This window comes from Mesorhizobium sp. B4-1-1, from assembly GCF_006439375.1.
Lineage (GTDB): Bacteria > Pseudomonadota > Alphaproteobacteria > Rhizobiales > Rhizobiaceae > Mesorhizobium.
The window spans coordinates 1-23,384 of record NZ_VFTH01000014.1 but is presented as its reverse complement, the minus strand read 5'-3'; the positions used below and the strand labels follow the sequence as shown (position 1 = coordinate 23,384).

The following is a 23,384-nucleotide window of genomic DNA, read 5'->3' as shown; positions in this document are numbered from 1 at the left end:
TAGGGCGCCGCTACCGCTTCAGCGCCAGGCCGATGGCGATGAAGCTCCATCCCTGGAAGACCAGGTCGATCGCCAGGAAGATGCCAAGCACCCAAAGGCTGTTCACCGGCCAGCCCATGGCGATCATCAGGCCGAGCAGAACGGTGATGATGCCGGCCGCGAGCAGCCATCCCCAGCCTTGCTGCGGCCGGTGATTGAAGGCCACCCAGGACCGCAGAAGCCCCGAAGCGACCAGCGCGATGGCCAACAGCAGCGTCAGCACCGCCGAGGCGAGCAGCGGGTTGTCGAAGGCGAAGAAGCCGGCGACGGCGTAGAGCAGGCCGCTCAGCAGCCAGTAGAAGAAACGTCCCCAGGTCCTGACCCCGAAGGCGTGGATGATCTCGATGACGCCTGCCATCAGCATCAGCCAGCCGACGACGTAGACCGAGGCGACGGTGGCGATGAACAGATTGCCGAAGGCGATGCCGCCGAAGATCAGCAGCAGCACGCCGAGCGCCACGAACCATCCCCATTTGTCCCGCGTCTGGCCGATCGCGTCCTTCAGGGCGTCGCTTGGCAAAGTCATGGTCTCATCTCCCTCGAAATTCACCACCGGTCGTGCGGCGAAAGGAAGCTAAACCCAATGGCATTGTCCGTCCAGCAACACGGGCCGAACCCGCGGGCGGCCGGCTGTGCATGACCTTCCGCCGCGCTCGAGAATCGCGACGATTTGATAGCCACAGGGCGGGCGGCGCGAGTGCATGCGCTTTCCGTCAAGCGCCGGGGTGAGATCGGCCGCTGCATCGTCGACGAAACCCTGAGCCGATTCCGGAATACCGGGCGGCAAGCCGCGTATACCGGCAACCATTATTGTTGCGACGGCCGGACTTCGTCCGGGAACGGCGCAAGCGTCGCCTCCAGCGTCTCACGGCCGGCCTGCTCCCAGCCTCGCGCCACGAATTCTGCGGCCTTCACTTCGTATGGAGCGCGGGCCGCGGGCGAGGTGATCCACTCACGCATGGCGTTTTCCCATCCCTCGACGTCGCGCGGATCAAGGCAGAGTCCCGACGAGCCGACCACTTCGGCGATGGCTCCGCCCGTGGAGGCGATCAGCGCCTTCCCATAGGCCAGTGCCTCCACGGGCGGCAGCCCATATCCTTCATAAAGCGACGGATAAACGCAGAACGCACTGTTGCGGTAAAGGCGGGACAACGTTGCGTCATCGACGTTGTCGAGATGGACAAGGCTCTTGCCGTAGTCGGGATGACTGTGAAGCTTCGCCAGGACCGCATCGACCATCCAGCCGCTGCGGCCGACGAAAACCAGCTTCATGCCGTTGCGCGCGACCGTTCCATCCAGGACGATGCGCCTCCAGACATCCATGAGCAGCGAATGGTTCTTGCGTGGCTCGATGGTGGAAACGAACAGGATATAGCGATCGGTCTCGATCCCGTCCGGCAGGCGGCCGTCCGCCGTCGATTCGCGGGCGCTGTCGCAGCCGAGGGGGACCTGCTTCAGTTCCGGCAGATGGACGCCGAGCTTGGCCGCATAGTCCTCGACATCGATGGTGACGCGCCTCGACGTCAGGATGAAGCGGTCTGCCAGCCCGACCGCCAGGTTCACGTAATCGGTGAATCTCTTGACGTCGTGCGGCTTGTACCATTCGGGAAACTGGATCGGAATGATGTCGTTCAAGAGCACGATCAGCTTTGCGCCGGCCAAGCGCGCCTCGCGAGAAATGACCTCGATATCGGTATGCGCCCAGTCGTTGTTCATCAACAGCAGATGGTCGCCGGGCGAAAGATCGTATTTGTCGCCGGCCACAGTCCTGAGCGGGACGATACGAGCGCGTGAACCTTCCTCGCGAGCGACCTGCCGCCGCTCGGTTTCCTTCATCAGCCGGTTTTCGATCCGCTCGAGGAAACGCAGAAAAGGGCTGCCGGGATGGCGCCAGCCGAACGCACCGATTTCCGTTATCAGGATTCGGCGCGGTCTTATGATCGCCATCAGCAACCGCCGCGCCCAACTCGGCCAGCGATCGTAAAACCTTATCTTGATGCGGGCCGGGTCTGGGTAAAAGCTCATGTCGCACGAAATGTCGCCGGCGATGATTTCCGCAGCCATGCCAGGCGAAACCTTTCTAAGGACCCGATCGATCGGGTCGAACACGGTGAACGCCACATCGGAAGCCTTGAATGCGGCCGCCGCGGCGGCGTAGTGGCGTTGCACGCGGACCAGGCCGACCGGAGGGCCGAGCCAACGCACCATGCTCGAGAGATCGACGACGAGACGCATCATTCGGGCCGCATCAGTTGAGCCGCGCTCTTGCGGGACGCGCGATCATCCTGCGCCAGGCCAGTCGAGGTCCCAGCGCGAGCGTCCTGAAGGAGGGCGCCCCGACAGCCGCGAGGAACAGCAGCTTTAGAGTGAGGGCCAGGGGTATGTCCGCGGTCCGCAACAGCAACTCGATGTCGCGTCTTTCCGGGCGGGAAATGCCGACCCCCGTGGCGGCGCGCGACGCCAGAAAGCTTGCGATGGCCTGCGCGGCTTGGCCGTTCGCGTCGAACGGCTCGGCGCGATGGCGACGCAGCAGCGCCGACTGCCTGGCCAGGGCCGCGGCCGCCCTTTGCTGATCTTCCTTCATGCGCGATACCTGCCCCGGATGCGATCTCAGCTTCACGAGCCGCGCATCCATGTTGGCCAGTTTTCCCGTTTCGGAAAGCCGCAGCCATAGATCGTAGTCTTCCGCATGGGTGAACGCGCGGCGGTAGCCTCCGGCGCGCCGGACGGCCTCGGTCCGGAACATCACTGTCGGATGAAGCATGGGATTGTATCTGGCAAGCGCGTCGCGCAACGGGTCGCCACCGGCGGGGACGTCAAGCGGCCTCAACGGATTTCCGTCCCGGTCGATCTGCAACCCCGCCGTACCGAGCAGTTGCAGATCGGCATCAGCGTCGAAACACGCCACCTGCAGGCGCAACCTGCCGGGCAGCGAGACATCGTCGCAATCCATCCGCGCCGCAAGAGGAGCCCGCGCGAGCGAAAGCCCCATGTTCAGCGCATCGACGATCCCCTTGCCGCGGTTGGCGACAAGCCTGACGCGGCTGTCGCGGTCGCTGATCGACATCGCGATCGCGGCGCTGTCGTCCCGAGATCCATCGTCGACGACGATGACTTCGATATCCGCCAGATCCTGGTCCAGGATGCTCTGCAGGGCCTCGCCGACATATTGCGCGCCGTCTCGCACCGGAATGATCACGCTCACTGTCGGCAATGGGACTTTCCTTGCGATAATCGGTCGTGACCGAATGGCCGTTGAATTGTCGAATGTCGGCGGCCTGGTTTCAAAAATTCCAATTCCAAAGTTTCGTCGGTCTGTCGACTGTCAATCTCTTTGTCCGGCCGATCCGAGCGCGATCTCAAGAGCGGGGGCGAGCAGTCGCAGGACCGCCTCGCGCTTTCTCGCCTTCAAGGAAAGGTCGCCGTCGAGGCCGACCTCATGAAGCCAGCTTCCCCGCCATTCGCAATAGGCCTGTCTGAGCTCAATTCCCGGCAAGGCGGCGAATGCGGTTATCGGCCGTTGCGGTACCGTGTTCGGGTCCACATCCCGATAGAGCACCTCCCAATTGGCGCCGCCGGTGTCGAGCCCGGCGAACCAGTCGAGCCCGAAGTCGAGAGGCTCGCGGCCGACGGCATCAAATCGAAAGAAACAATAGCCGGCCCACAAATACCATCGCGCGCCTGCCCAGCGCAGATCGCCGTAAAACGCCGCGTCTTCGAGAGGTTCGAAGGGGTCGCATGGCTGCGTCGGGAAAAGGTCCTGGTCGAGGAATCCGAACGCGGCCGGTGCGCCAGGCTTCAGGATATTGTGCCACATCCAATTGAGCGCCGCGCCGTGGGACCGGCTCGGGCTCCTTACGGTCCATGGATTGGCCGGCAGCCTGACATAGGCGGCGCCATGAGCCGCGCATACCTGCCTGTTCTTGCCCGCGCAAGCTTCGCCGACGCTGTTGTCGGCCACGATGTGGAGATCGTGGCGAACAAGTCCGCTCGTCAGCCGCAACTGCAGATCCAGGCATTGAGCGTCGCCGAAGGCAACGGTCAGCAGGACATGGCGACCCCGGGCGGCCGCGCGAATGCCCTGGATGTCGCCGTCCTTGGCCGGCTGACGCAGAAGCCTCCGGTCGATTTTCCGGTAGCGGGCAGTTTTGACGGCGTGCAGCAGCGGCTGCAGCCTCAGCCATTGCCGCCAGTCATATTCGCGCAGGGCCCTTGGCACGGCTGTGGCGGCTTTCAGTCGAACCCGGCTTCGCAGCCGCGATCGCCCCGCGGAATTTTCATGAGCGCGCTCCGGTTGGTTTTGGGGGAGAGAGGTAGAACGCGACAGCATCCAAGTCTCTTGATAACCGACTATATACAGCATATTCGTGTTTTCAACACGGCTAACATTTAGGCGCCCGGCCGTGTTTGTTTGATTGGGGAAGTCTGGGGCGCACCCGGAGTCTCTCTCCGTCGATCCGACTTGGGGGATAAGGCGGCGCTCCGGAAAATGCGATGAGAATCTGCTGCGCAATCTCTGCCCTCTTCATGAATGGAGGGCTGCAAAGGGATTGTCTCAACATCAGCGACCGACTGGTCCGGCGCGGCCATAGCGTGACGATCCTGACGACCCGCCAGGTCGGTCATGTCGAGAGCTCGGCTGCGATAAAAATCCAGCCGGCACGGGTTCTCTCGAATCCTGGCACCGAATACGCGCTGGGTAGGACCGTGCTGACGGCCAGGCGGGACTTCGACTGCGTGGTCGGTTTCAACAAGATGGCGGGCCTGGATATCTACTATGCCGGCGACCCGCCCTATTTTGCGTCGAAGCTCGGGTGGTGGCGGCCGTTTTCGCCCCGCTTCATGCGCCAGCAGAAGCTCGAATCGATGATCTTTGCCCCTGGCAACGCCGTGCAGATCATTGCGCTCAGCGAACACCAGGCAACGCTTTACCGCGACTTCTGGCGGACGGAGGAACCCCGCATTCATGTCGTCGGACCGACGCTCGATCCGAAACGCCGCAGACCGGAACTGCTGAATGTCGACCGCAATGAAATCCGCGATCGTTTTGGGCTTCCGCGCGAAACGGTCATCGCCCTGACCATCGCCAACAGGTTGAAAGTGAAGGGTCTCGACCGGGCGATAAAAGCGCTTCAGCCGTTCCCGGAGATCCATTGGCTGGTCGCCGGCCTTCGAAAAAACAGCGAGGAGGAAACGCGGCTTCTCGGCCTGATTGCCAAATCCGGCATATCGGGAAGGGTCACTCTGCTGGGCATCCAGGAGGACATCCCGGCGATCGTGGTCGCGAGCGACTTCATGCTGCACCCGGCTCGCCTGGAAAATACGGGCACGGTTATTCTCGAGGCGCTCGCAAACGGCCTGCCGGTCATCGCATCGGACGCCTGCGGATATGCAAAATATGTCGGAGCCAGCGGGGCGGGACTGGTTGTGGCCAATCGCGACGACCCCGAAATCTGGCGGCAGGCAATCCTGAAAGCCGGCAACCCGGCGGTCCGGGACCAATGGCGCGAGGCGGCTCTTGCCTACGGCGCGTCGAACCCGCTTACCGGCGGACTGGAAGCAGCCTGCGATCTGATAGGGACGTTGCGCCGCAACCGGCGTGTCGGCTGAGACGTTTCCAGATTCGGATCAGGCCGGCATCCTGAATATCGACGCGATTTAGTTCGCCTGCCGGTTCTGATGTTACCGATTTTAAGTCAAATTTTACCGAATGCGCGGCATGGCTTGAGCGCCGGCAGGTGGTGCTGCCGGCGCGTTTCGCGTAAGGGGTGACGATGCGTATTGTCGGGACGATTCCGCTGGCCGTCGCCATGGCCCTGCTCGGTGCACCTGTCGCCCAGGCGGGCGGGGGCAGTTGGATATCTGGCGACTGGTACCTGACGCTCGGCGCCACCGCGCTGGTCGCGCCGAATTTCGAAGGCGGCAAGAAATACATGCTCAGCGCCCAACCGATCATCTCGCTCGGCAAGGTCGGTCCGGAGGCGCGCTTCACCTCGCGCAACGACAACATCTCGCTGGCGCTGATCGATGACGGATCCGTCCGCGCCGGCTTGACCGGCAAGTTCATATTCTCGCGCGACAGCAAGGACGAGCTCAAGGGCCTCGATCCCGTGCGCTGGGGCGGTGAGGCGGGCGGCTTCTTCGAATTCTATCCGCTGGATTGGCTAAGGGCGCGCGCCGAGCTCAGGCACGGCATCCGCTCCCATAACGGCTTCGTCGCGGACATCGCCGCGGACGCCTTCTATGACATCACGCCGACCGTGCGCATTTCCGGCGGTCCGCGCGTTTCGTTCGCGTCGTCCGACTATTTCGACGCCTATTACGGCGTCAACGCCAAGGAAGCGGTCGCTTCGGGCCTGAGCGAGTACCATCCGGGCGGCGGGCTGAAGTCGACGGGGCTGGGTGGCGCGATCACCTGGAAAGTGACCGAGCCGATGACGGCGAGCGTCTTTACCGAATATTCGCGCCTGATGGAGCCGGCGGCCGATTCCAGCCTGGTGAAGGAACGCGGCGACCGCAATCAGTGGACCTTCGGTGTCTCGACCACTTACCGCTTCAATTTCACCATGTAGGCCGTGAAAGCGGCTTCATGCCTTGAAATCCGCGCTTTATTCCTGCCGCGCCATCCGCTAAAAGCCACGCCATGACGAGCTTTTCGCGCCTTTTCGCGATCGCGATACGAATTACGGGCCCGGTGTTCCGGGCGGCCTGAGCGCCGCTGGAGCCGCCGGGAGTTTTCGCGCGCGCCCCTCGCGCTTTTTCAAGAAAATGCTGGTTCAACGCCCGGGCTTTCCGCCGCCGGGCAACGCAGATGGCAGATCAATGACCGACACCGTTGAAACGATCGACTATTCCAAAACGCTCTATTTGCCGCAGACGGACTTCCCGATGCGTGCCGGCCTGCCCGAGAAGGAGCCTGGCCTGGTCAAGCGCTGGCAGGACATGGACCTTTACAAGAAGCTGCGCGAGGAGGCCGCCGGCCGCGAGAAATTCGTGCTGCATGACGGGCCGCCCTACGCCAACGGCAACATCCATATCGGCCATGCGCTGAACAAGATCCTCAAGGACGTCATCAACCGCTCCTTCCAGATGCGCGGCTATGACGCCAATTACGTGCCGGGTTGGGACTGCCACGGCCTGCCGATCGAATGGAAGATCGAGGAGCAGTATCGCGCCAAGGGCAAGAACAAGGATGAGGTGCCGGTCAACGAGTTCCGCAGGGAATGCCGGGATTTCGCCCAGCACTGGATCAAGGTGCAGGGCGAGGAGTTCCAGCGTCTCGGCGTCATCGGCGATTTCGACAATCCCTATACGACCATGGCGTATCATGCCGAGTCGCGCATCGCCGGCGAACTGTTGAAATTCGCCTTGTCCGGCCAGCTCTACCGCGGCTCGAAGCCGGTGATGTGGAGCGTGGTCGAGCGGACCGCGCTCGCCGAGGCCGAGGTCGAGTATCAGGACTACGAGAGCGACACGGTCTGGGTGAAGTTCCCGGTCGCGAGCCTCGCCCAGCCGGTCGCCGGCGCCGCGCCGGCGCTGGACGAGGCAGCGCTCGACCTCGTCGAGGCGCATGTCGTCATCTGGACGACCACGCCCTGGACCATCCCCGGCAACCGCGCCGTGAGCTATTCGCCGCGCATCGCCTATGGCCTCTATGAGGTCACGGCGGCCGAGAACGCCTTCGGCCCGCAGCCCGGCGAGAAGCTGATCTTTGCCGACGCGCTGGCGCAAGAGTGCGCCGCCAAGGCCAAGGTCGCACTGAACCGGCTTCACAGCGTCTCGGCCGAACAGCTTGGGAAGCTTACGCTTTCTCATCCTTTCAAGGGCCTCGGCGGCGGCTACGAATTCCCTGTGCCGATGGTTGCGGGCGAGCATGTCACCGACGATGCCGGCACCGGCTTCGTGCACACCGCGCCCGGCCACGGCCGCGAGGACTTCGACGCCTGGATGGAGGCCGCGAGCGAGCTGCGGGCGCGCGGCGTCGATACCACGATCCCCTTCACGGTCGACGATGCCGGCTTCTTCACCAAGGACGCGCCTGGCTTCGGCCCGGGGCGCGAAGGTGGCGCGGCGCGCGTCATCGACGACAACGGCAAGAAGGGCAATGCCAATCAGGCCGTCATCGACGAACTGATCAAGCGCAACGCGCTCTTCGCGCGCGGCCGGCTGAAGCACAGCTATCCGCACTCCTGGCGCTCCAAGAAGCCGGTCATCTTCCGCAACACGCCGCAATGGTTCGTCTATATGGACAAGGACCTCGGCGACGGCACGACGTTGCGCAGCCGCGCGCTGAAGGCGATCGACGACACCCGTTTCGTTCCGGCGGCGGGCCAGAACCGCATCCGCGCCATGATCGAGGAGCGCCCCGACTGGGTGCTGTCGCGCCAGCGCGCCTGGGGCGTGCCGATCGCGGTCTTCGCCGACGAGGACGGCAATGTGCTGAAGGACGAGGCCGTCAACCAGCGCATCATGGACGCTTTCGAGAAGGAAGGCGCCGACGCCTGGTTCGCCGAGGGCGCGAAGGCGCGCTTCCTCGGCAATCACGACGCCTCGAAATGGCACCAGGTGATGGACATCCTCGACGTCTGGTTCGATTCCGGTTCGACGCATGTCTTCACGCTGGAAGACCGTCCGGATCTCAAATGGCCGGCCGACGTCTATCTCGAAGGCTCGGACCAGCATCGCGGCTGGTTCCATTCCTCGCTGCTCGAAAGCTGCGGCACCAGGGGCAGGGCGCCTTACGACACGGTCGTCACCCATGGCTTCACCATGGACGAGGAAGGCCGCAAGATGTCGAAGTCGCTCGGCAACACCGTCGTGCCGCAGGACGTCATCAAGCAATCCGGCGCCGATATCCTGCGGCTTTGGGTGGTCACGACCGATTATTGGGAAGACCAGCGGCTCGGCAAGAACGTGCTGCAGACCAACATCGACGCCTACCGCAAGCTCAGGAACACCATCCGCTGGATGCTGGGCACGCTCGCCCATGACGACGGCCGGGACGTACCGGTCGAGACGATGCCGGAACTGGAGCGGCTGATGCTGCACCGGTTGTCCGAGTTGGACGAAATGGTGCGCCAGGGCTACGACGCCTTCGAGTTCAAGCGCATCACCCGCACGCTGCTCGACTTCATGGTGGTGGAGCTTTCGGCCTTCTATTTCGACATCCGCAAGGACGCGCTTTACTGCGACGGGCCGTCGAGCCTGCGCCGCAGGGCGGCCGTGCAGGTGGTGCGCCACCTCTTCGAATGCCTGGTGAAGTGGCTGGCGCCGATGCTGCCCTTCACCACGGAAGAAGCCTGGCTCGACCGCCACCCGCAAGCCGTGTCGGTGCATCTCGGCCAGTTCCCCGCGATCCCGCAGGACTGGCGCAACGAGGCGCTGGCCGAGAAATGGCGCAAGGTGAGGCAGGTGCGCCGCGTCGTCACCGGCGCGCTGGAGATCGCGCGAGCCGAGAAGCTGATCGGCTCTTCGCTCGAGGCGGTGCCGGTGGTGACGCTCGACGACGCGGCGCTGGAGGCTGCGATCGCCGATGTCGATATGGCCGAAATGGCGATCACCAGCGATCTCGTCGTCAGGCACGGCAAAGCCCCGGAAGGCGCCTTCACGCTCGACGACGTCAAGGGCGTGGCGGTGGTGGTGGAGAAAGCCGAGGATCGCGGTCTGGTCAAATGCGCGCGCTCCTGGCGCTACACCGCCGATGTCGGGCAGGATCTGGAATTTCCGGATGTCTCGGCCCGCGATGCCGCGGTGTTGCATGAGCTGAAGGCCCTTGGGCGGCTGTAGTCCTGTCGATAAGCCGGTGCACAAATGCCACGCCGGGCGGCCTGAAACCGCCCGCGCGTTGCCCTTAACAAGTGGTTGAGGTAAACACGCGACACTCCGGCAGACAAATTGTCGCCGGATTTCCATCGCAAATGCGGGGAAGAAGGGGACCGTGCCCTTGGCCGGTGGCGACTGAAAGGCTGTTAGAGTGGGACTTTTTGGCATGACCGACAGAACGTTCGCGCGCGCCGCGCTGATGGCGCCGCTTGTGGTATCGGCCATCGCCCTGTCAGGCTGCGTGGGTTCGCCGACCTACGGAACCGATAAGACGGCAGCCGCGCAGCTCTTCGACGATGTCTCCGCGGCTGCCTCGATCACGCCGAAGCGCAAAGATCCGATCGACTACAAGCCGCGTCCTGATCTGGTGAAGCCCGCTCCCGGGCAGAAGGAAAGCCTACCGCCGCCGCAGCAGAGCATCGCGACGGCGAGCGCCGACTGGCCCGAATCGCCGGAGGCGCGCCGCGCCCGCATCCGCGCCGATGCCACCGCGCACCAGAACGATCCGAATTACCAGCCGGAAGCCGTTGAGGATATCCAGACCAATCCCGAGGCGGTGAAGAAGGCATTGGCCGAATCGGGCTCCAGCCACCCGCCGGCCTGGTCGCCGGATGACAACTCGGCCGCCCGCCGTGCGCAGATTCAGCGCAGCCTTGCTGAACAGAAGCAGGGCGATCCGACCGTTCGCAAATATCTGAGCGAGCCGCCGCTTGCCTATCGCCAAGCTGCCGGCACCGCGCCGCAGAACGAGCTCGGCGAGGACGAATACAAGAAGGAGCGCCGCCTCAAGGCGCAGGCCGAAGGCAAGAAGGGCGGCTGGTTCGACTGGCTCGGTCTGTGAATAGTGAATAGTGAATAGTGAATAGTGAATAGTGAATAGTGAATAGTGAATAGTGAATAGTGAATAGTGAATAGTGAAAATGCTGCCTCACTGCTCACTGCTCACTGCTCACTAACCACTACTCACTTCACCATTCACCGCCATTCCGTCTTTCGCGAAAGAAGTCCCTGAGGATGAGGGCGGCGTCGCTCTCGCCGATCCCCGGATAGACATCCGGCGTATGGTGGCAGATGGCTGAGGCGAAGAAGCGCACGCCATTGACCACCGCGCCGCCTTTCTCGTCGGCGGCGCCGAAATAGAGCCGCCGCAGCCGGGCGAAGGAGATCGCGCCGGCGCACATCGCGCAGGGCTCCAGCGTCACATAGAGATCATGGCCGGTGAGACGTTCGCTGGCCAGCTTCCGGCAGGCCTCGCGGATCGCCAGCATCTCGGCATGCGCGGTCGGGTCCGAGAGCTCGCGCGTGCGGTTGCCGGCTTTCGCGACCACCGTGCCGCCATTGGCGATCACAGCGCCGACCGGCACTTCGCCGCGGCTGGCGGCCGCCTCGGCCTCTTCAAGCGCCAGGGCCATGAAATCCGGTCGTTTCAAGCGGTTTCCATTCCGATTACTTCTCGCCAGCCGAGAGTGATCCTGTTATTTAGCGCGAGACCCTGAAAACCGGAATCGGTTTTTGCCGCGCCGCTGGATGCGCAAAATCAAGATGACACTGCCTGCGTTGGGCGTCCGCAAGGGCGCGCGGCGCTGTAGCAGGTGCTGTAGCAGGTGAAGACGAGCAATGTAATGGACGACGACAAGAAATCTCCACGCGGGCCGCGCAAGGGCTACTCCAGACCGACGGGCAGGCGTGACGGAAAACCGGCCCACGGCGCCAAGAAGCCGTTCGCCAAGCGCGAGCGACCGATGGCTGCCGAAGGCGAGCGCCGCGATGTCGTTGGCGGACGCCGCGACGTCGACGGCGGACGCCGCGACTTCAAGCGCAGTCACAAGCCACGCGAGACGGGCGAGGGCGCTGGGCGCGCCGAAAAGCCGTTCCGCAAAGGTCCGCGCCCCGAAGGCAAGCCCTTCGAGAAGCGCGAGGGCCGCAAGCCTTACACGCCGCGCGGCGACCGGCCGATGGCCGCGGCGGGTGAGCGCCCTGCGCGCGATTTCAAGCGCAGCTACAAGCCGCGTGAGATGGGGCCGCGTGAGATGGGGCCGCGTGAAATGGGTGAAGGCGGGGAGCGTGGCGACAGGCCGTTCCGCAAAGGTCCGCCGCGCGATGGCAAGCCTTTCGAGAAGCGTGAGGATCGCAAGCCTTACGCACCGCGTGGCGACCGACCGGCGGCTGCCGAAGGCGATCGGGGCGAACGACGTTTCGACCGCCCCAAGCGTGCATTCGACGACCGTCCCAAACGCGATTTCGCCGACCGGCCGAAGCGAGACTTCAGCGATCGTCCACGCGGAGCTGGCGGAAAACCGGAAGGCGGCTTCAAGCCACGGCCGCGTCCCTCGGAAGCCGCGCCCGAAAGCGGCGAGCGCATCGCCAAGCGGCTGGCGCGCGCCGGCATCGCCTCGCGCCGCGACGCCGAGGAACTGATCGCGGCCGGTCGCGTCAAGGTCAACGGCAAGGTGCTGGACTCGCCAGCCTTCAATGTCGGCGCCAACGACATCATCCATCTCGACGGCACCGAGATCCCGCCGATCGAGCGCACGCGCCTTTTCCTGTTCCACAAGCCGGCGGGCGTCGTCACCACCAACCGCGATCCGGAAGGCCGCAAGACCGTCTTTGACGTGCTGCCGTCCGACCTGCCGCGGCTGATGACGATCGGCCGGCTCGACATCAACACCGAGGGCCTGCTGCTTTTGACCAATGACGGCGGGCTGTCGCGCGTGCTCGAATTGCCGGCCACCGGCTGGCTGCGGCGCTACCGCGCGCGCGTCCACGGCAAGGTCGAAGAGAGCGCGCTCGCCGGCCTGCGCGAAGGCATCGCCGTCGACGGCGTCTTCTACGGCTCGATCGAAGCCTCGCTCGACCGCGAGCAGGGCACCAATGCGTGGCTGACCCTGGGCCTGCGCGAAGGCAAGAACCGCGAGGTGAAGAACATCCTCGGCGCGCTTGGCCTCGACGTGACGCGGCTGATCCGCATCTCCTACGGACCGTTCCAGCTCGAGGATCTCCCCGAGGGCCATGTGCTGGAGATCAAGGGCCGCGTGCTGCGCGAACAGCTCGGCGAACGGCTGATCGAGGAGTCCGGCGCCAATTTCGATGCCGAGATCCAAAAGCCGTTTTCCAACAAGCCGGTGCGCGGCGGCGGGCCTCGCCGCGAAGAGGCCGACCGACCGAAATTCACGCGCGACGGCGACCACCGGCCGATCGGCGAGGGCGGCCTGATCAAGGCGCGCAAGCGCCGCGAAGGCAGCCGCGACGAGGCGCTGAGCAAGCTCTCGACAAAGCCGGACAGGGCATTTGGGCCTGACAGGGCGTTCGGCGAGCGCGGCCCTAAATCCGACCGTGGCGTCTTCGGCGAAAAGCCGCGCGGTGGGTTCGGCGACAAGCCCCGTTTCGGCGGCAAGAAATCCGAGCGCGAGCAGCGGCCGATCGAACCGCCGGGCCAGCGCAAGGCCAATGTCTGGATGGCGCCGGGCGCTCGGCCGATCGGCAAGGGCAGGGCGGAAGCCGATGCTGCCAAGGCCGCCGAAGCGAAGGCGCGCAAGGCGTCCTACAAGCCGGGCGGCAAGGGCAAGCCGGGCGCGAAACCGTTCGGCAAGCCCCGCGGCGAGCGCCCCGAAGGCGATGGCGGCGACAGGCCGCGCGGTCCGAAGAGGGGCGGCAATGCGGATCGTCGGCGGTGAGTTCCGCGGGCGACCGCTGGCGACGCCGAAAAGCAATGCCATCCGCCCAACCACCGACCGCACCCGCGAGGCGGTGTTCAATGTGCTCGCGCATCGCTATGCCGAAAAGCTCGAGGGCGGCCGCGTGCTCGATCTTTTCGCCGGCACGGGCGCGCTCGGACTTGAGGCCCTGTCGCGCGGCGCCGCCTACTGCGTCTTCATCGAGGAATCGACGGAGGGGCGAGGTCTGATCCGCGAAAACGTCGAGGCCTATGGTCTCACCGGCCGCACCAAGATTTTTCGTCGCGACGCCGCTCATTTGGGTGAGGCCGGCACGCTCTCGCCCTTCGGCCTGATCTTCGCCGACCCGCCCTATGGCAAAGGGCTTGGCGAACGCGCGCTGCGCTCGGCCAAGGCCGGCGGCTGGCTGTTGCCCGGCGCGTTGTTCGTGGTCGAGGAGGCGGCCTCGGCGCCGTTCGAGGCAGGCCCGGGTTTTTCCGTGGTGGACGAGCGGGGCTATGGCGAAACGGTCATTCGCTTCATCGAGGTTGGTTAGCGCCGCCTCGAAAATGACTCACAATTCACTTTGCCTCGCCAACAACCTTGCCTATCGTCGCGCAACCGCGACCGGAGAACTTGATGAGACGAACAGGAATTGGGCTGCGCGCAGCGCTTCTGGCCGGCGCGCTGACGCTTGCGGCGGCCGCTCCGGCCCGCGCGGCCGATGACGGCGAGGTCAAGGATTTCCTGCTCGACAACGGCATGGAAGTGGTCGTCATCCCCGACCACCGCGCCCCGATCGTCACCCACATGGTCTGGTACAAGATCGGCAGCGCCGACGAGCCTCCCGGCAAATCCGGCATCGCGCATTTCTTCGAGCACCTGATGTTCAAGGCCACGACCAACCACGCCGCCGGCGAGTTCGATCGCGCCGTGTCCGAGATCGGCGGCTCCAACAATGCCTTCACCTCCTACGACTACACCGCCTTCCACGAGACGGTGCCGCCTTCCGCCCTCGAACAGATGATGGGCTTCGAGGCCGATCGCATGCGCAACCTCATCCTGACCGACGATGTCATCAAGACCGAGCGCGACGTGATCCTGGAGGAGCGCCGTTCGCGCATCGACAGCAATCCGCAGGCGGTGCTCGACGAGGAGGTCGACGCGACGCTCTGGCAGAACCAGCCCTACCGCATTCCGGTGATCGGCTGGATGCAGGAGATGCAGCAGTTGAACCGCCCGGACGCGAAAGCCTTCTACGACGCCTACTACCGGCCGAACAACGCGGTGCTGGTGGTGGCCGGCGACGTCGATCCCGACGCGGTGAAGGCGATGGCCGGGCGCACCTACGGCAAGGTCGCCCGCGGCCCGGACCTGCGGCCGCGCATCCGCCCCGTGGAGCCCGAGCAGAACACGAAGCGCACAGTGACGCTTACCGACGCGCGCGTCTCGGTGCCGAGCTTTTCGACGCAGTGGGTCGTGCCGTCCTATCACACGGCCAAGCCTGGCGAAGCCGAGGCGCTCGACCTGCTTGCCGAGATCCTCGGCGGCGACAACCGAAGCAGGTTGTACCAGCAGCTCGTCGTCAAGCAGGGTATCGCTTCCGAGACCGGCGCCTACTTCCAGGGCACCATGCTCGACGCCACCAACTTCACCGTCTATGGCGCCCCGCGCGGCGACGCCAGGCTTGCCGATGTCGAGGCGGCGGTCGATGCCGAAATCGCCCGCATCGTCAAGGACGGCGTGAGCGACGATGAGCTGGAGCGGGCCAAGACCCGCTATGTGCGCTCCATGATCTTTGCGCGCGACAAGCAGGACGACATGGCCAACATGTATGGCTCGACGCTTGCCACGGGCGGCAATGTCAAGGACGTCCAGGAATGGCCGGACCGGATCCGCAAGGTGACTGCCGATGAGGTCAAGGCGGCCGCCACCCGCTATCTGGTGCTCGATCGCTCCACCACCGGCTATCTCTTGCCGCAGCAGCAGGCGGGGAACTGATAATGAGCATGGTTCTTGGCCATACGATCGCTTCTCCTTCTCCGGCGAGCGAGGAAGGCAAGCTCTATCGCGCCGTCGCCACCCTTTGCTTCGCCCTGTTCTTCCTGCTTTTGCCGGTGCTTGCCGCCCGCGCCGAAATGAACATCCAGGAGGTGAAGTCGAAGAAGGGCGTCACCGCCTGGCTGGTGGAAGACCATTCGGTCCCGCTGGTTGCGATCCGTTTCGTCTTCGACGGCGGCACGGCGCAGGACCCCGCCGGCAAGGACGGCCTGGTCAACCTGATGACCGGCCTGTTCGACGAGGGCGCCGGCGACCTCGACAGCGAGGCCTTCCAGTCGAAGCTCGACGATGCCGGCGCGGAGATGAGTTTTCAGGCGGCGCGCGATGGCACCTATGGCTCGATGCGCATGCTGTCCGACCAGAAGGACGAGGCTTTTGGCCTGCTGAAGCTGGCGGTGAACAGCCCGCGCTTCGATCAGGCGCCGATCGACCGCATCCGCGCCCAGACACTCTCCGGCATCCTCGCCAATGAGCGGGATCCCAATACGATCGCCCAGCAGCGCTGGCTGCGCGCGATCTATGGCCAGCATCCCTACGCGCGGCCGGACGAGGGCAACAAAGACAGTCTCGCCACCATCACTGCCAACGACCTCAAGGCCTTCCACAAGGCGAATTTCGCTCGCGGCGGGCTGCATGTGGCGGTGGTGGGCGATATCGACGCCGCCACGTTGAGCGGCAGGCTTGACGAGGTGTTTGGCGACCTGCCGGACAAGCAGGCGCTGGCGCCGGTTGCCGACGTCACGCCCAAGCTCGGCCAGCAGCTCGAAGTGAATTACGATCTGCCGCAGACCTCCCTGCAGCTTGCCTGGCCGGGCGTGAAGCGGAGCGATCCCGATTTCTACGCCGCCGTGCTGATGAACGAGATTCTCGGCGGCTCGACTTTCACGTCGCGCTTGTATGAGCAGGTGCGCGAGAAACGCGGCCTTGCCTATAGCGTCAGCTCCGATCTCGTCGATCACGAGCACTCCAACGCGCTGCTCGTGACGACGGCGACGCGTTCCGACCGCGCCGCGGAAACGCTTTCGATCGTGCGCCAGGTGGTGAAGGACATGGCCGAGAACGGCCCCACCGAGGAGGAACTCGCGGCGATCAAGAAATACATGGTCGGCGCCTACGCCATCAGCAATCTGGATTCGTCCAGCTCCATCGCCGCGACGCTCGTGGAGCTGCAGATCGATGATCTCGGCATCGATTATATCAAGCGGCGCGCGGCTCTCATCAACGCGGTGACGCTGGCCGACGCGAAGGCGGCGGCGAAGAAGCTCCTGTCGTCCGACCCCGCGGTGATGGTCATCGGGCCGCCGCTGGTTCAGGTGGCGGGAGGCCGCAAGGGATGAGCCCGACCTTCGGGGTGGCCTTCGGCGGCGGCGGCGCGCGCGGTCTCGCGCATATCCATATCATCGAGGCTCTCGACGAGATTGGCATCAAGCCGGTGGCGATTGCCGGCTCGTCGATCGGCGCCATCATGGGCGCCGGCATGGCGTCGGGGATGAAGGGTGCCGAGATTCACGATTATGCCCGATCGATCCTCGGCAGCCGGGCCGAAGTGGCGGCGCGCATGTGGCGCTCGCGGCCGGGCACGATCGCTGAGGCCATGCAGGGCGGCATCCGCGTCAGCCAGTTCAACATCGAGCGCATTCTGAAGGCTTTCCTGCCCGAGGCGATCCCGCAGACGTTCGAGGCGCTGAAGGTGCCGCTCAAGGTTACCGCGACCGACTATTTCGGCCACAGCCTTGCGGTGTTCGCCGAAGGCGACCTGCATTCGGCGCTTGCCGCATCGGCGGCCATCCCGGCGGTCTTCCGCCCGGTGACGCGCGAAGGCCGCGTGCTGATCGATGGCGGTATCTACAACCCCGTGCCTTTCGACCTCATCGAGAAGGACGCCGACATCATTATCGCCGTCGATGTCGTCGGCGCGCCGAGCGAGGCCGAGCGCAAGCACCCGACCACCGTCGACCTGATGTATGGCGCCACCCAGTTGATGATGCAGTCGATCATCGCCAACAAGCTCAGGCAGCACCGGCCGGACATTCTGATCCGGCCGAACGTCTCGAAATACCGCGTCCTCGAATTCCTCAAGATCGAGACGCTGATGGCCGAGACGGTCGAGATCAAGGACGAATTGAAGCGCGCCGTCGAGAGGGCCGTGGAAGCGCATGGCGGCAGGCGGGGCAAGAACAAGGTGGTCTGAGCCCTTCCGATCACATCCCTTCAGGCGCATGCGGTGGCGACCGAGGTCCGACAACTGAAGTCCGATCGGTCAGCGCAATGGTCTTTGGTTAAGATGGACCTAAGAATAACGCGAAGTATTCTTTATGCTGACCGGCCCAGGTCCTGCATAAGTTTGCGGCTTGTCACAAACTCTTCATTGAATTTCCCGTTGACGCACGCTCCGGTAGAGTTAATAATCTCCTAATATAAGGTAGCGTAAATAATCTCCCGACCGGCAACAACGAGTTACAGCGCTACTGGGGTAGGGAGGACGTTGGGCGGCTTCTACAGTCGCCTTAGCCATCACCACTGCGTCACCGCCTTTCCGTGAGCCGACATTGGGCCGGCTGTTCATGGGCCGGCTTGTTCGGGGCGTGCCTGGTTGGGTGGCATTATGACCTTGCTCCCTCAAAATTGGGCGCGAACGCTTTCGGCATGGGTAGCCAGCCGCCTTGCGCGGCCGATAGGCCTGCCGCAGCAGCAGCTGATGCGTTCGGGAATTTGAAAGGCGTGCCGTGGCTGTGGGGTTCAGTAACGCGTCGCTCAGGTTGATGGGCAAAACCTTTGGTTCGGCGCAGGCAAAGGTGAGGCTTGTCGGCCTGGCGCTCGTTGCGTGTGTCGCCGGATTTCTTCTCTTCTCCGGCCGCCATGCATCGATCGGCCCGATGTTCATCGCCGTGGCGATGGGCGCTTTCGGCTGCCTGGCCATGTTCCGCGCCCGCGGCGACGTGGCGCAAAGTGCCGTCGACGCCGCACAGCCTCGCATTGTGACACTCAGCAAGCCGTCGGTGAGACCAGCCGGCCGGCGGCCGGCCGGCTCCGTCCGCTCGGAGCTCTCCGCGGCGCTTGCCAACTGCCGGTCGGCCTTCCTTGCGGTCGGCTTGTTCAGCGGCATGCTCAATTTGCTGATGCTCGCAGGCTCGCTCTACATGCTCGAGGTCTATGACCGCGTGCTGCCGAGCCGCAGCCTGCCGACGCTCGTCGGCATTTCGATACTGCTCATCATCCTTTACTGCGGGCAGGGCTTTCTCGATTTCGTGCGCGCGCGGGTTCTGGTCAGGATCGGCGGCGCCCTCGACGAGGCTCTTGGTCACCGCGTGTACACATCGATGCTGAGATTGCCGCTGAAGGCCAGGCGCGAGGGCGACAGCCTGCAGCCGATGCGCGATCTCGACAGCGTGCGCGGCTTCCTGTCCGGCATGGGTCCAACGGCGCTGTTCGACCTGCCATGGATGCCGATCTATCTGATCATCATCTTCATGTTTCACTGGGTGCTCGGCGTGACGGCGCTGTTCGGGGCGGTCGTTCTGATCGTGCTGACCGTGCTTGCCGAGCGGTTGACGCGACAACCGGTATCAGCCGCCACCTTGAGCGGGAACCGGCGCGGCGGGCTTATCGCTGCCGGCACTCGCAATGCGGAAGTCGTTGCCGCCATGGGCATGGCTGGCGGGCTGGCGTCGCGCTGGGAAGGTGCCAACCTCGAATTCATTGCCGACCAGCGCAAGGTGAGCGACGTTGCCGGCAGCTTCGGCGCGGTATCGAAAGTGCTGCGCATGCTGCTGCAATCGTCCATGCTCGGCATCGGCGCCTGGCTGGTTATCGAGCAGGAGGCTACGGCAGGCGTCATCATCGCTGCTTCCATCCTCAGCGGCCGCGCGCTGGCGCCGGTCGATCTCGCGATCGCCAACTGGAAAGGTTTCGTGAGCGCGCGCCAGGGCTGGCAACGGTTGACCAGGGTGCTGGCGGCCATCCCTGCCGAGACCGAACCCATGCTGTTGCCGGCGCCCAGCGCCAATGTCGTGATGCAGAATGCCGCCATCGCGGCTCCAGGGTTGCAACGGCTGCTGGTCCAGGATGCCAGCTTCGCCATGGAAGCCGGTCACGGGTTGGGAATCATCGGCCCGAGCGGCTCGGGAAAGTCCACCCTGGTGCGGGCTCTCGTCGGGGCTTGGCAGCCCGTAAGCGGCCGCGTCAAGCTTGACGGCGCCGATCTCGACCAATGGTCGTCACAAGAGCGTGGCCGCCACATCGGCTACCTGCCGCAGGATGTGGAGCTGTTTGCCGGCACGGTCGCCGAAAACATCGCCCGCTTCGAGCCGGAAGCCGACCCGGACGCAATCATCGCCGCGGCCAAGGCCGCGGGCGCGCACGAGCTGATCGTGGGTTTCCGCCAGGGCTACGAGACCGAGATCGGCGAACATGGCGAAGCGCTTTCGGCCGGCCAGCGCCAGCGCATTGCGCTCGCCCGAGCGCTCTATCGCGATCCATTCCTCGTGGTGCTGGACGAGCCGAACTCCAACCTCGACATGGACGGCGAGCAGGCATTGATCCGCGCGATGCTCGGCGTTCGCGAGCGCGGCGGCGTGGTTGTCATCGTCGCCCATCGTCCGAACGTGCTGACCGCTGTCGATTTCGTCTTGGCGATGAACCAGGGGCGCATCCATGACTTCGGAGCGAAGGACGAGGTTTTCGCCAAGATGTTCCCGACGCTGCGGACGGTCCCGGCAACCAGTCCAGCGCTGAGGGTGACCACGGAATCCGGCGCCCCGGCTCTCGCCAACGGAACCGAGGGAGGGAACTGACATGGCTGCGTCGGGCGCTTCGCATGCGTCGATCCGCTTCTACATAAGGCTTGGGCTCGGAGCCGTGCTGCTGCTTGGCGGAGGTGTCGGCGGCTGGGCTTCGGTCACCGAGATTGCCGGCGCGGTCATCGCCCCCGGCACGCTCGTCGTCGATTCCCACGTCAAGAATGTGCAGCATGCGACCGGCGGTATCGTTGCCGAGATCGATGCCCGCGACGGCGACCGCGTCAAGGCCGGCGACCTTTTGCTGCGCCTCGACCGCACCGTGCCGGCCGCCAATCTCGCGGTGGTGAGCAAGGCGCTCGACCAACTCACGGCGCGCAAGGCCCGTCTCGATTCGGAGCGCCGCGGCAGCGACGCTATCATCTTCCCCAATGAACTTCTGGACCGCGTCGCCGATCCCGACGTCGCCGAGGCGGTGGCTGGCGAGAAGCAGCATTTCGAGACCCGGCGCATCTCCCGCGCCGGCCAGAAGAGCCAGCTCGGGGAACGCATCGCCCAGCTCGAGAAGGAGATCGCCGGCGACGTCGCACAGGCGGAGGCCAACAACAAGGAGATCGAACTGGAGCAAAAGGAACTCGCGTCCGTGCGCGCGCTTTGGGCCAAGAAGCTCATCTCCATCGACCGGCTGACCCAGACCGAGCGCGAAGCCACGCGCCTCGACGGCGAACGCGGCCAGCTCGTTGCCGCCCAGGCGCAGGCCGAGGGGAAGATCGCCGAGATCAAGCTGCAGATCATCCAGATCGATCTCGACCTGAGCACCGAAGTGAACAAGGACCTGCGCGACGTCGATGGCCAGATGGGCGAGCTTCTGGAGCGCAAGGTCGCCGCGGAGGACCAACTGAAGCGGGTCGACATCCGCGCGCCGCAGGACGGCGTCCTGCAGCAGTCGATCGCCTATACGATCGGCGGCGTGGTGAAACCAGGCGAGACGATCATGCAGGTCGTGCCGGACAATGACAGCCTTGCCGTGGAAGCCAGGATCGCGCCCAGCGACATCGACAAGCTGTGGGTCGGCCAGTCGGCCTCACTGCGCTTTTCGGCATTCAACACGCGCACCACGCCGCAGATCGACGGCGTGGTCGAGCGGACCTCGCCCGACATCACCACCGATCAGCGCACCGGCGCCAGCTACTATACCGTGCGCATCAAGGCGGTCGCCGCCCAGGTTGCACGGTTCGGCGAGGTCAAGCTGGTGCCCGGCATGCCGGTGGAATCCTTCATCAAGACCGAAGACCGTTCGGTGATGTCCTACCTGGTGAAGCCGTTACAGGACCAGATCACACGCGCCTTCAGACAGTGAGCCCGCCTCCGGCGGAAAAATGAAAATAGAAACGACGATAACCGCACACGACGGTGCCGCATTCAAAGTTAAGGGGAATGTCATGACCTCTAGCGATATCACCGACAATCTGACGACCGATCAACTCGCGACAACGGACACCACCACAACCGGAAGCACCGACCCTGTTCCGCCGCTTGCAATCTCGCTCGACCAGGCGGATGCGGACTACGCGCCCGGCGAGACGGTCGGGATTACTGCCACCGAAGTCGCTGATGGTGGCACGCTCACGTTCCAGGTCGCCCACCTCGGCGCCGGCGCCGACGGCGTCCTCGGCACCGCGGACGATGTGCTCACCTACGATCTTACCGGCACCGGTACGCCCTGGACCGTCACCGACGGCGGCGCCAGCGATCTGGACGGCGTTGTCAACGGCTCGATCCAGACGTCGTGGTACGTCAACGGTGACGCGGCGGGCCAGGCATTTGTGCTCACGGCGACGGATCAAGCAAGCGGCCAGGTCGCGACGGCGAACTTTACCGATGCGCCGCCACCGCCCGACGCCTCAGGTGCGGCAGCCGACTTGACGGTCCGAAATGCCACGACGACTGCCGGTATCAATATCGGCGACGCGAAATTCCAAGTCTATCAGGTCAAAACGGATTTCGGACAATCGTCAGGCACGGGCACTTTCGATGCCTTCGTGCAAGTTCAGGGCCCGAACACACCCGCCACAGAGCAGGGCTACAATTATGACCGCGGCGGCACCTACGGTGATGTCCTCAGTCCACAGTACAACGAGAATACCAGCGCACAGCACAACAAGGCGCTGCTTTTGAGCGACATTCCGCTCGTTGTGATCGACGGCGTCGCCTACCGGGAGTTTCTGCTCGACTCCAACGAAGCCAATGGCGGCAACAACGAATTCATTTCGTTGGACAGCTTGCAGATTTACCAGGAGACGTCAGGGAATCTGGGTACTGGGCATGTGCCAGTTTCCGAGAACACCCCATACACGCCCGGCAGCGGTTTCGGCGTAACCGGCGAGCACCTCGTCTACAATCTAGATGCGAACGGCAACGTCTGGGTTGCGCTGAATTCCACCCTCTCCTCTGGCAGCGGCGACAGCGACATCCGCGTTCTGGTCAAGGATAGTGACTTCCTCCACGACGCCGATTACCAGTACATCTATGTCTATTCGGCGTTCGGCGGCCAGGCCGGTGACTGGCAGACAAATTCGGGCTTTGAGGAGTGGGGCACGAATCCTAACAACCTGATCACGTTTGGGATCTCGGGTACGAAGTACCTCGACGCCAATGGCGACGGCCAGACAACCGGTGATGCCGGCCTCGGCGGCGTCACTATCTTCATCGACAAGGACAAAAGTGGCACGTTGACCGCTGGCGATGCCACGACCACGACAGCCGCCAACGGCAGCTGGTCGTTCACCGGCCTGGACTCCAGCTTTGACGGGCTGAAGGTCTTCGAACAGCTGCCAAACGGCTATGTGCAGACGTTGGGGGCGGCTGGTTACACGATCAATGGCCTGTCGGGCCAGGATCAGTCGGGCATGAACTTCGCCAACTTCAAGCTGTTCTCGATCTCGGGCACGAAGTACACCGACACCAATGGCGACGGCCAGACGACTGGCGACAGCGGTCTCGACGGCGTCACGATCTACATCGAGAAGGACGGGCAGGCCGGTCTCACCGCGGGCGACATCTCGACGGTGAC

At 64.3% G+C, this 23,384-nt stretch carries 17 protein-coding genes; 12 read left to right on the top strand and 5 right to left on the bottom strand.

The annotated features are described in order from the left end of the window. Positions 1-10 precede the first annotated feature (10 nt). The 4 genes from FJW10_RS19455 to FJW10_RS19440 all read right to left on the bottom strand — a co-directional run bounded on the left by FJW10_RS19455 (position 11) and on the right by FJW10_RS19440 (position 4,402). On the bottom strand, positions 11-565 hold the full coding sequence (locus FJW10_RS19455; RefSeq protein ID WP_140901273.1) for an HdeD family acid-resistance protein: 555 nt from the start codon (positions 563-565) through the stop codon (positions 11-13). A 281-nt stretch (positions 566-846) separates the two neighbouring features. After that, the gene (locus FJW10_RS19450; protein ID WP_140901272.1) at positions 847-2,277 is read right to left on the bottom strand and encodes a glycosyltransferase family 1 protein; all 1,431 of its coding nucleotides are present in this window, start codon (positions 2,275-2,277) and stop codon (positions 847-849) included. Between the two features lie 10 nt (positions 2,278-2,287). Then, the gene (locus FJW10_RS19445) at positions 2,288-3,238 is read right to left on the bottom strand and encodes a glycosyltransferase (protein ID WP_181177595.1); all 951 of its coding nucleotides are present in this window, start codon (positions 3,236-3,238) and stop codon (positions 2,288-2,290) included. 126 nt (positions 3,239-3,364) lie between these two features. Next, positions 3,365-4,402, bottom strand: a complete 1,038-nt coding sequence (locus FJW10_RS19440) for a hypothetical protein (RefSeq protein ID WP_140901270.1) — start codon at positions 4,400-4,402, stop codon at positions 3,365-3,367. 131 nt (positions 4,403-4,533) lie between these two features. Here FJW10_RS19440 and FJW10_RS19435 point away from each other — a divergent pair, with 131 nt between their 5' ends. The 4 genes from FJW10_RS19435 (at position 4,534) to FJW10_RS19420 (ending at position 10,702) form a co-directional block, all read left to right on the top strand. Then, positions 4,534-5,649: a glycosyltransferase family 4 protein gene (locus FJW10_RS19435; protein ID WP_140901269.1), complete on the top strand. Its 1,116-nt coding sequence runs from the start codon at positions 4,534-4,536 to the stop codon at positions 5,647-5,649. A gap of 164 nt (positions 5,650-5,813) precedes the next feature. After that, positions 5,814-6,611 carry a MipA/OmpV family protein gene (locus FJW10_RS19430; RefSeq protein WP_140901268.1) on the top strand — a complete coding sequence of 266 codons (798 nt, stop codon included), beginning with the start codon at positions 5,814-5,816 and terminating at the stop codon, positions 6,609-6,611. A gap of 250 nt (positions 6,612-6,861) precedes the next feature. After that, on the top strand, positions 6,862-9,825 hold the full coding sequence (ileS, locus tag FJW10_RS19425) for an isoleucine--tRNA ligase (RefSeq protein WP_140901267.1): 2,964 nt from the start codon (positions 6,862-6,864) through the stop codon (positions 9,823-9,825). 202 nt (positions 9,826-10,027) lie between these two features. Then, a complete protein-coding gene (locus FJW10_RS19420) occupies positions 10,028-10,702 on the top strand; it encodes a hypothetical protein (RefSeq protein ID WP_140835784.1) in 675 nt (224 codons plus the stop codon). Between the two features lie 127 nt (positions 10,703-10,829). On the opposite strand, the gene FJW10_RS19415 is transcribed toward FJW10_RS19420, so the two are convergent. Further along, complete coding sequence (locus FJW10_RS19415; protein ID WP_140901266.1) at positions 10,830-11,291, bottom strand: nucleoside deaminase; 462 nt, start codon at positions 11,289-11,291, stop codon at positions 10,830-10,832. Between the two features lie 192 nt (positions 11,292-11,483). Here FJW10_RS19415 and FJW10_RS19410 point away from each other — a divergent pair, with 192 nt between their 5' ends. The 8 genes from FJW10_RS19410 to FJW10_RS19375 all read left to right on the top strand — a co-directional run. Beyond that, a complete protein-coding gene (locus FJW10_RS19410; RefSeq protein WP_140901265.1) occupies positions 11,484-13,535 on the top strand; it encodes a pseudouridine synthase in 2,052 nt (683 codons plus the stop codon). After that, positions 13,516-14,070: a 16S rRNA (guanine(966)-N(2))-methyltransferase RsmD gene (gene rsmD / locus FJW10_RS19405; protein ID WP_140704269.1), complete on the top strand. Its 555-nt coding sequence runs from the start codon at positions 13,516-13,518 to the stop codon at positions 14,068-14,070. Before FJW10_RS19410 ends, rsmD begins: the two co-directional genes overlap by 20 nt. Before the next feature lie 83 nt (positions 14,071-14,153). Continuing rightward, entirely contained in the window at positions 14,154-15,515 is a 1,362-nt protein-coding gene (locus FJW10_RS19400) for a pitrilysin family protein (protein WP_140901264.1), read from the top strand. Positions 15,516-15,517: 2 nt separating this feature from the next. Beyond that, positions 15,518-16,912 (top strand): pitrilysin family protein, encoded by a 1,395-nt coding sequence (locus FJW10_RS19395; RefSeq protein WP_246674316.1) that lies wholly within the window; start codon positions 15,518-15,520, stop codon positions 16,910-16,912. Next, a complete protein-coding gene (locus tag FJW10_RS19390) occupies positions 16,909-17,766 on the top strand; it encodes a patatin-like phospholipase family protein (protein WP_140901263.1) in 858 nt (285 codons plus the stop codon). Before FJW10_RS19395 ends, FJW10_RS19390 begins: the two co-directional genes overlap by 4 nt. 571 nt (positions 17,767-18,337) lie before the next feature. Beyond that, on the top strand, positions 18,338-20,368 hold the full coding sequence (locus FJW10_RS19385) for a type I secretion system permease/ATPase (RefSeq protein ID WP_246674315.1): 2,031 nt from the start codon (positions 18,338-18,340) through the stop codon (positions 20,366-20,368). Position 20,369: 1 nt separating this feature from the next. Further along, a complete protein-coding gene (locus FJW10_RS19380) occupies positions 20,370-21,671 on the top strand; it encodes an HlyD family type I secretion periplasmic adaptor subunit (protein ID WP_140901262.1) in 1,302 nt (433 codons plus the stop codon). Between the two features lie 82 nt (positions 21,672-21,753). Next, on the top strand, positions 21,754-23,384 hold a 1,631-nt coding region (locus FJW10_RS19375; protein WP_210239809.1), incomplete at its 3' end, for a hypothetical protein.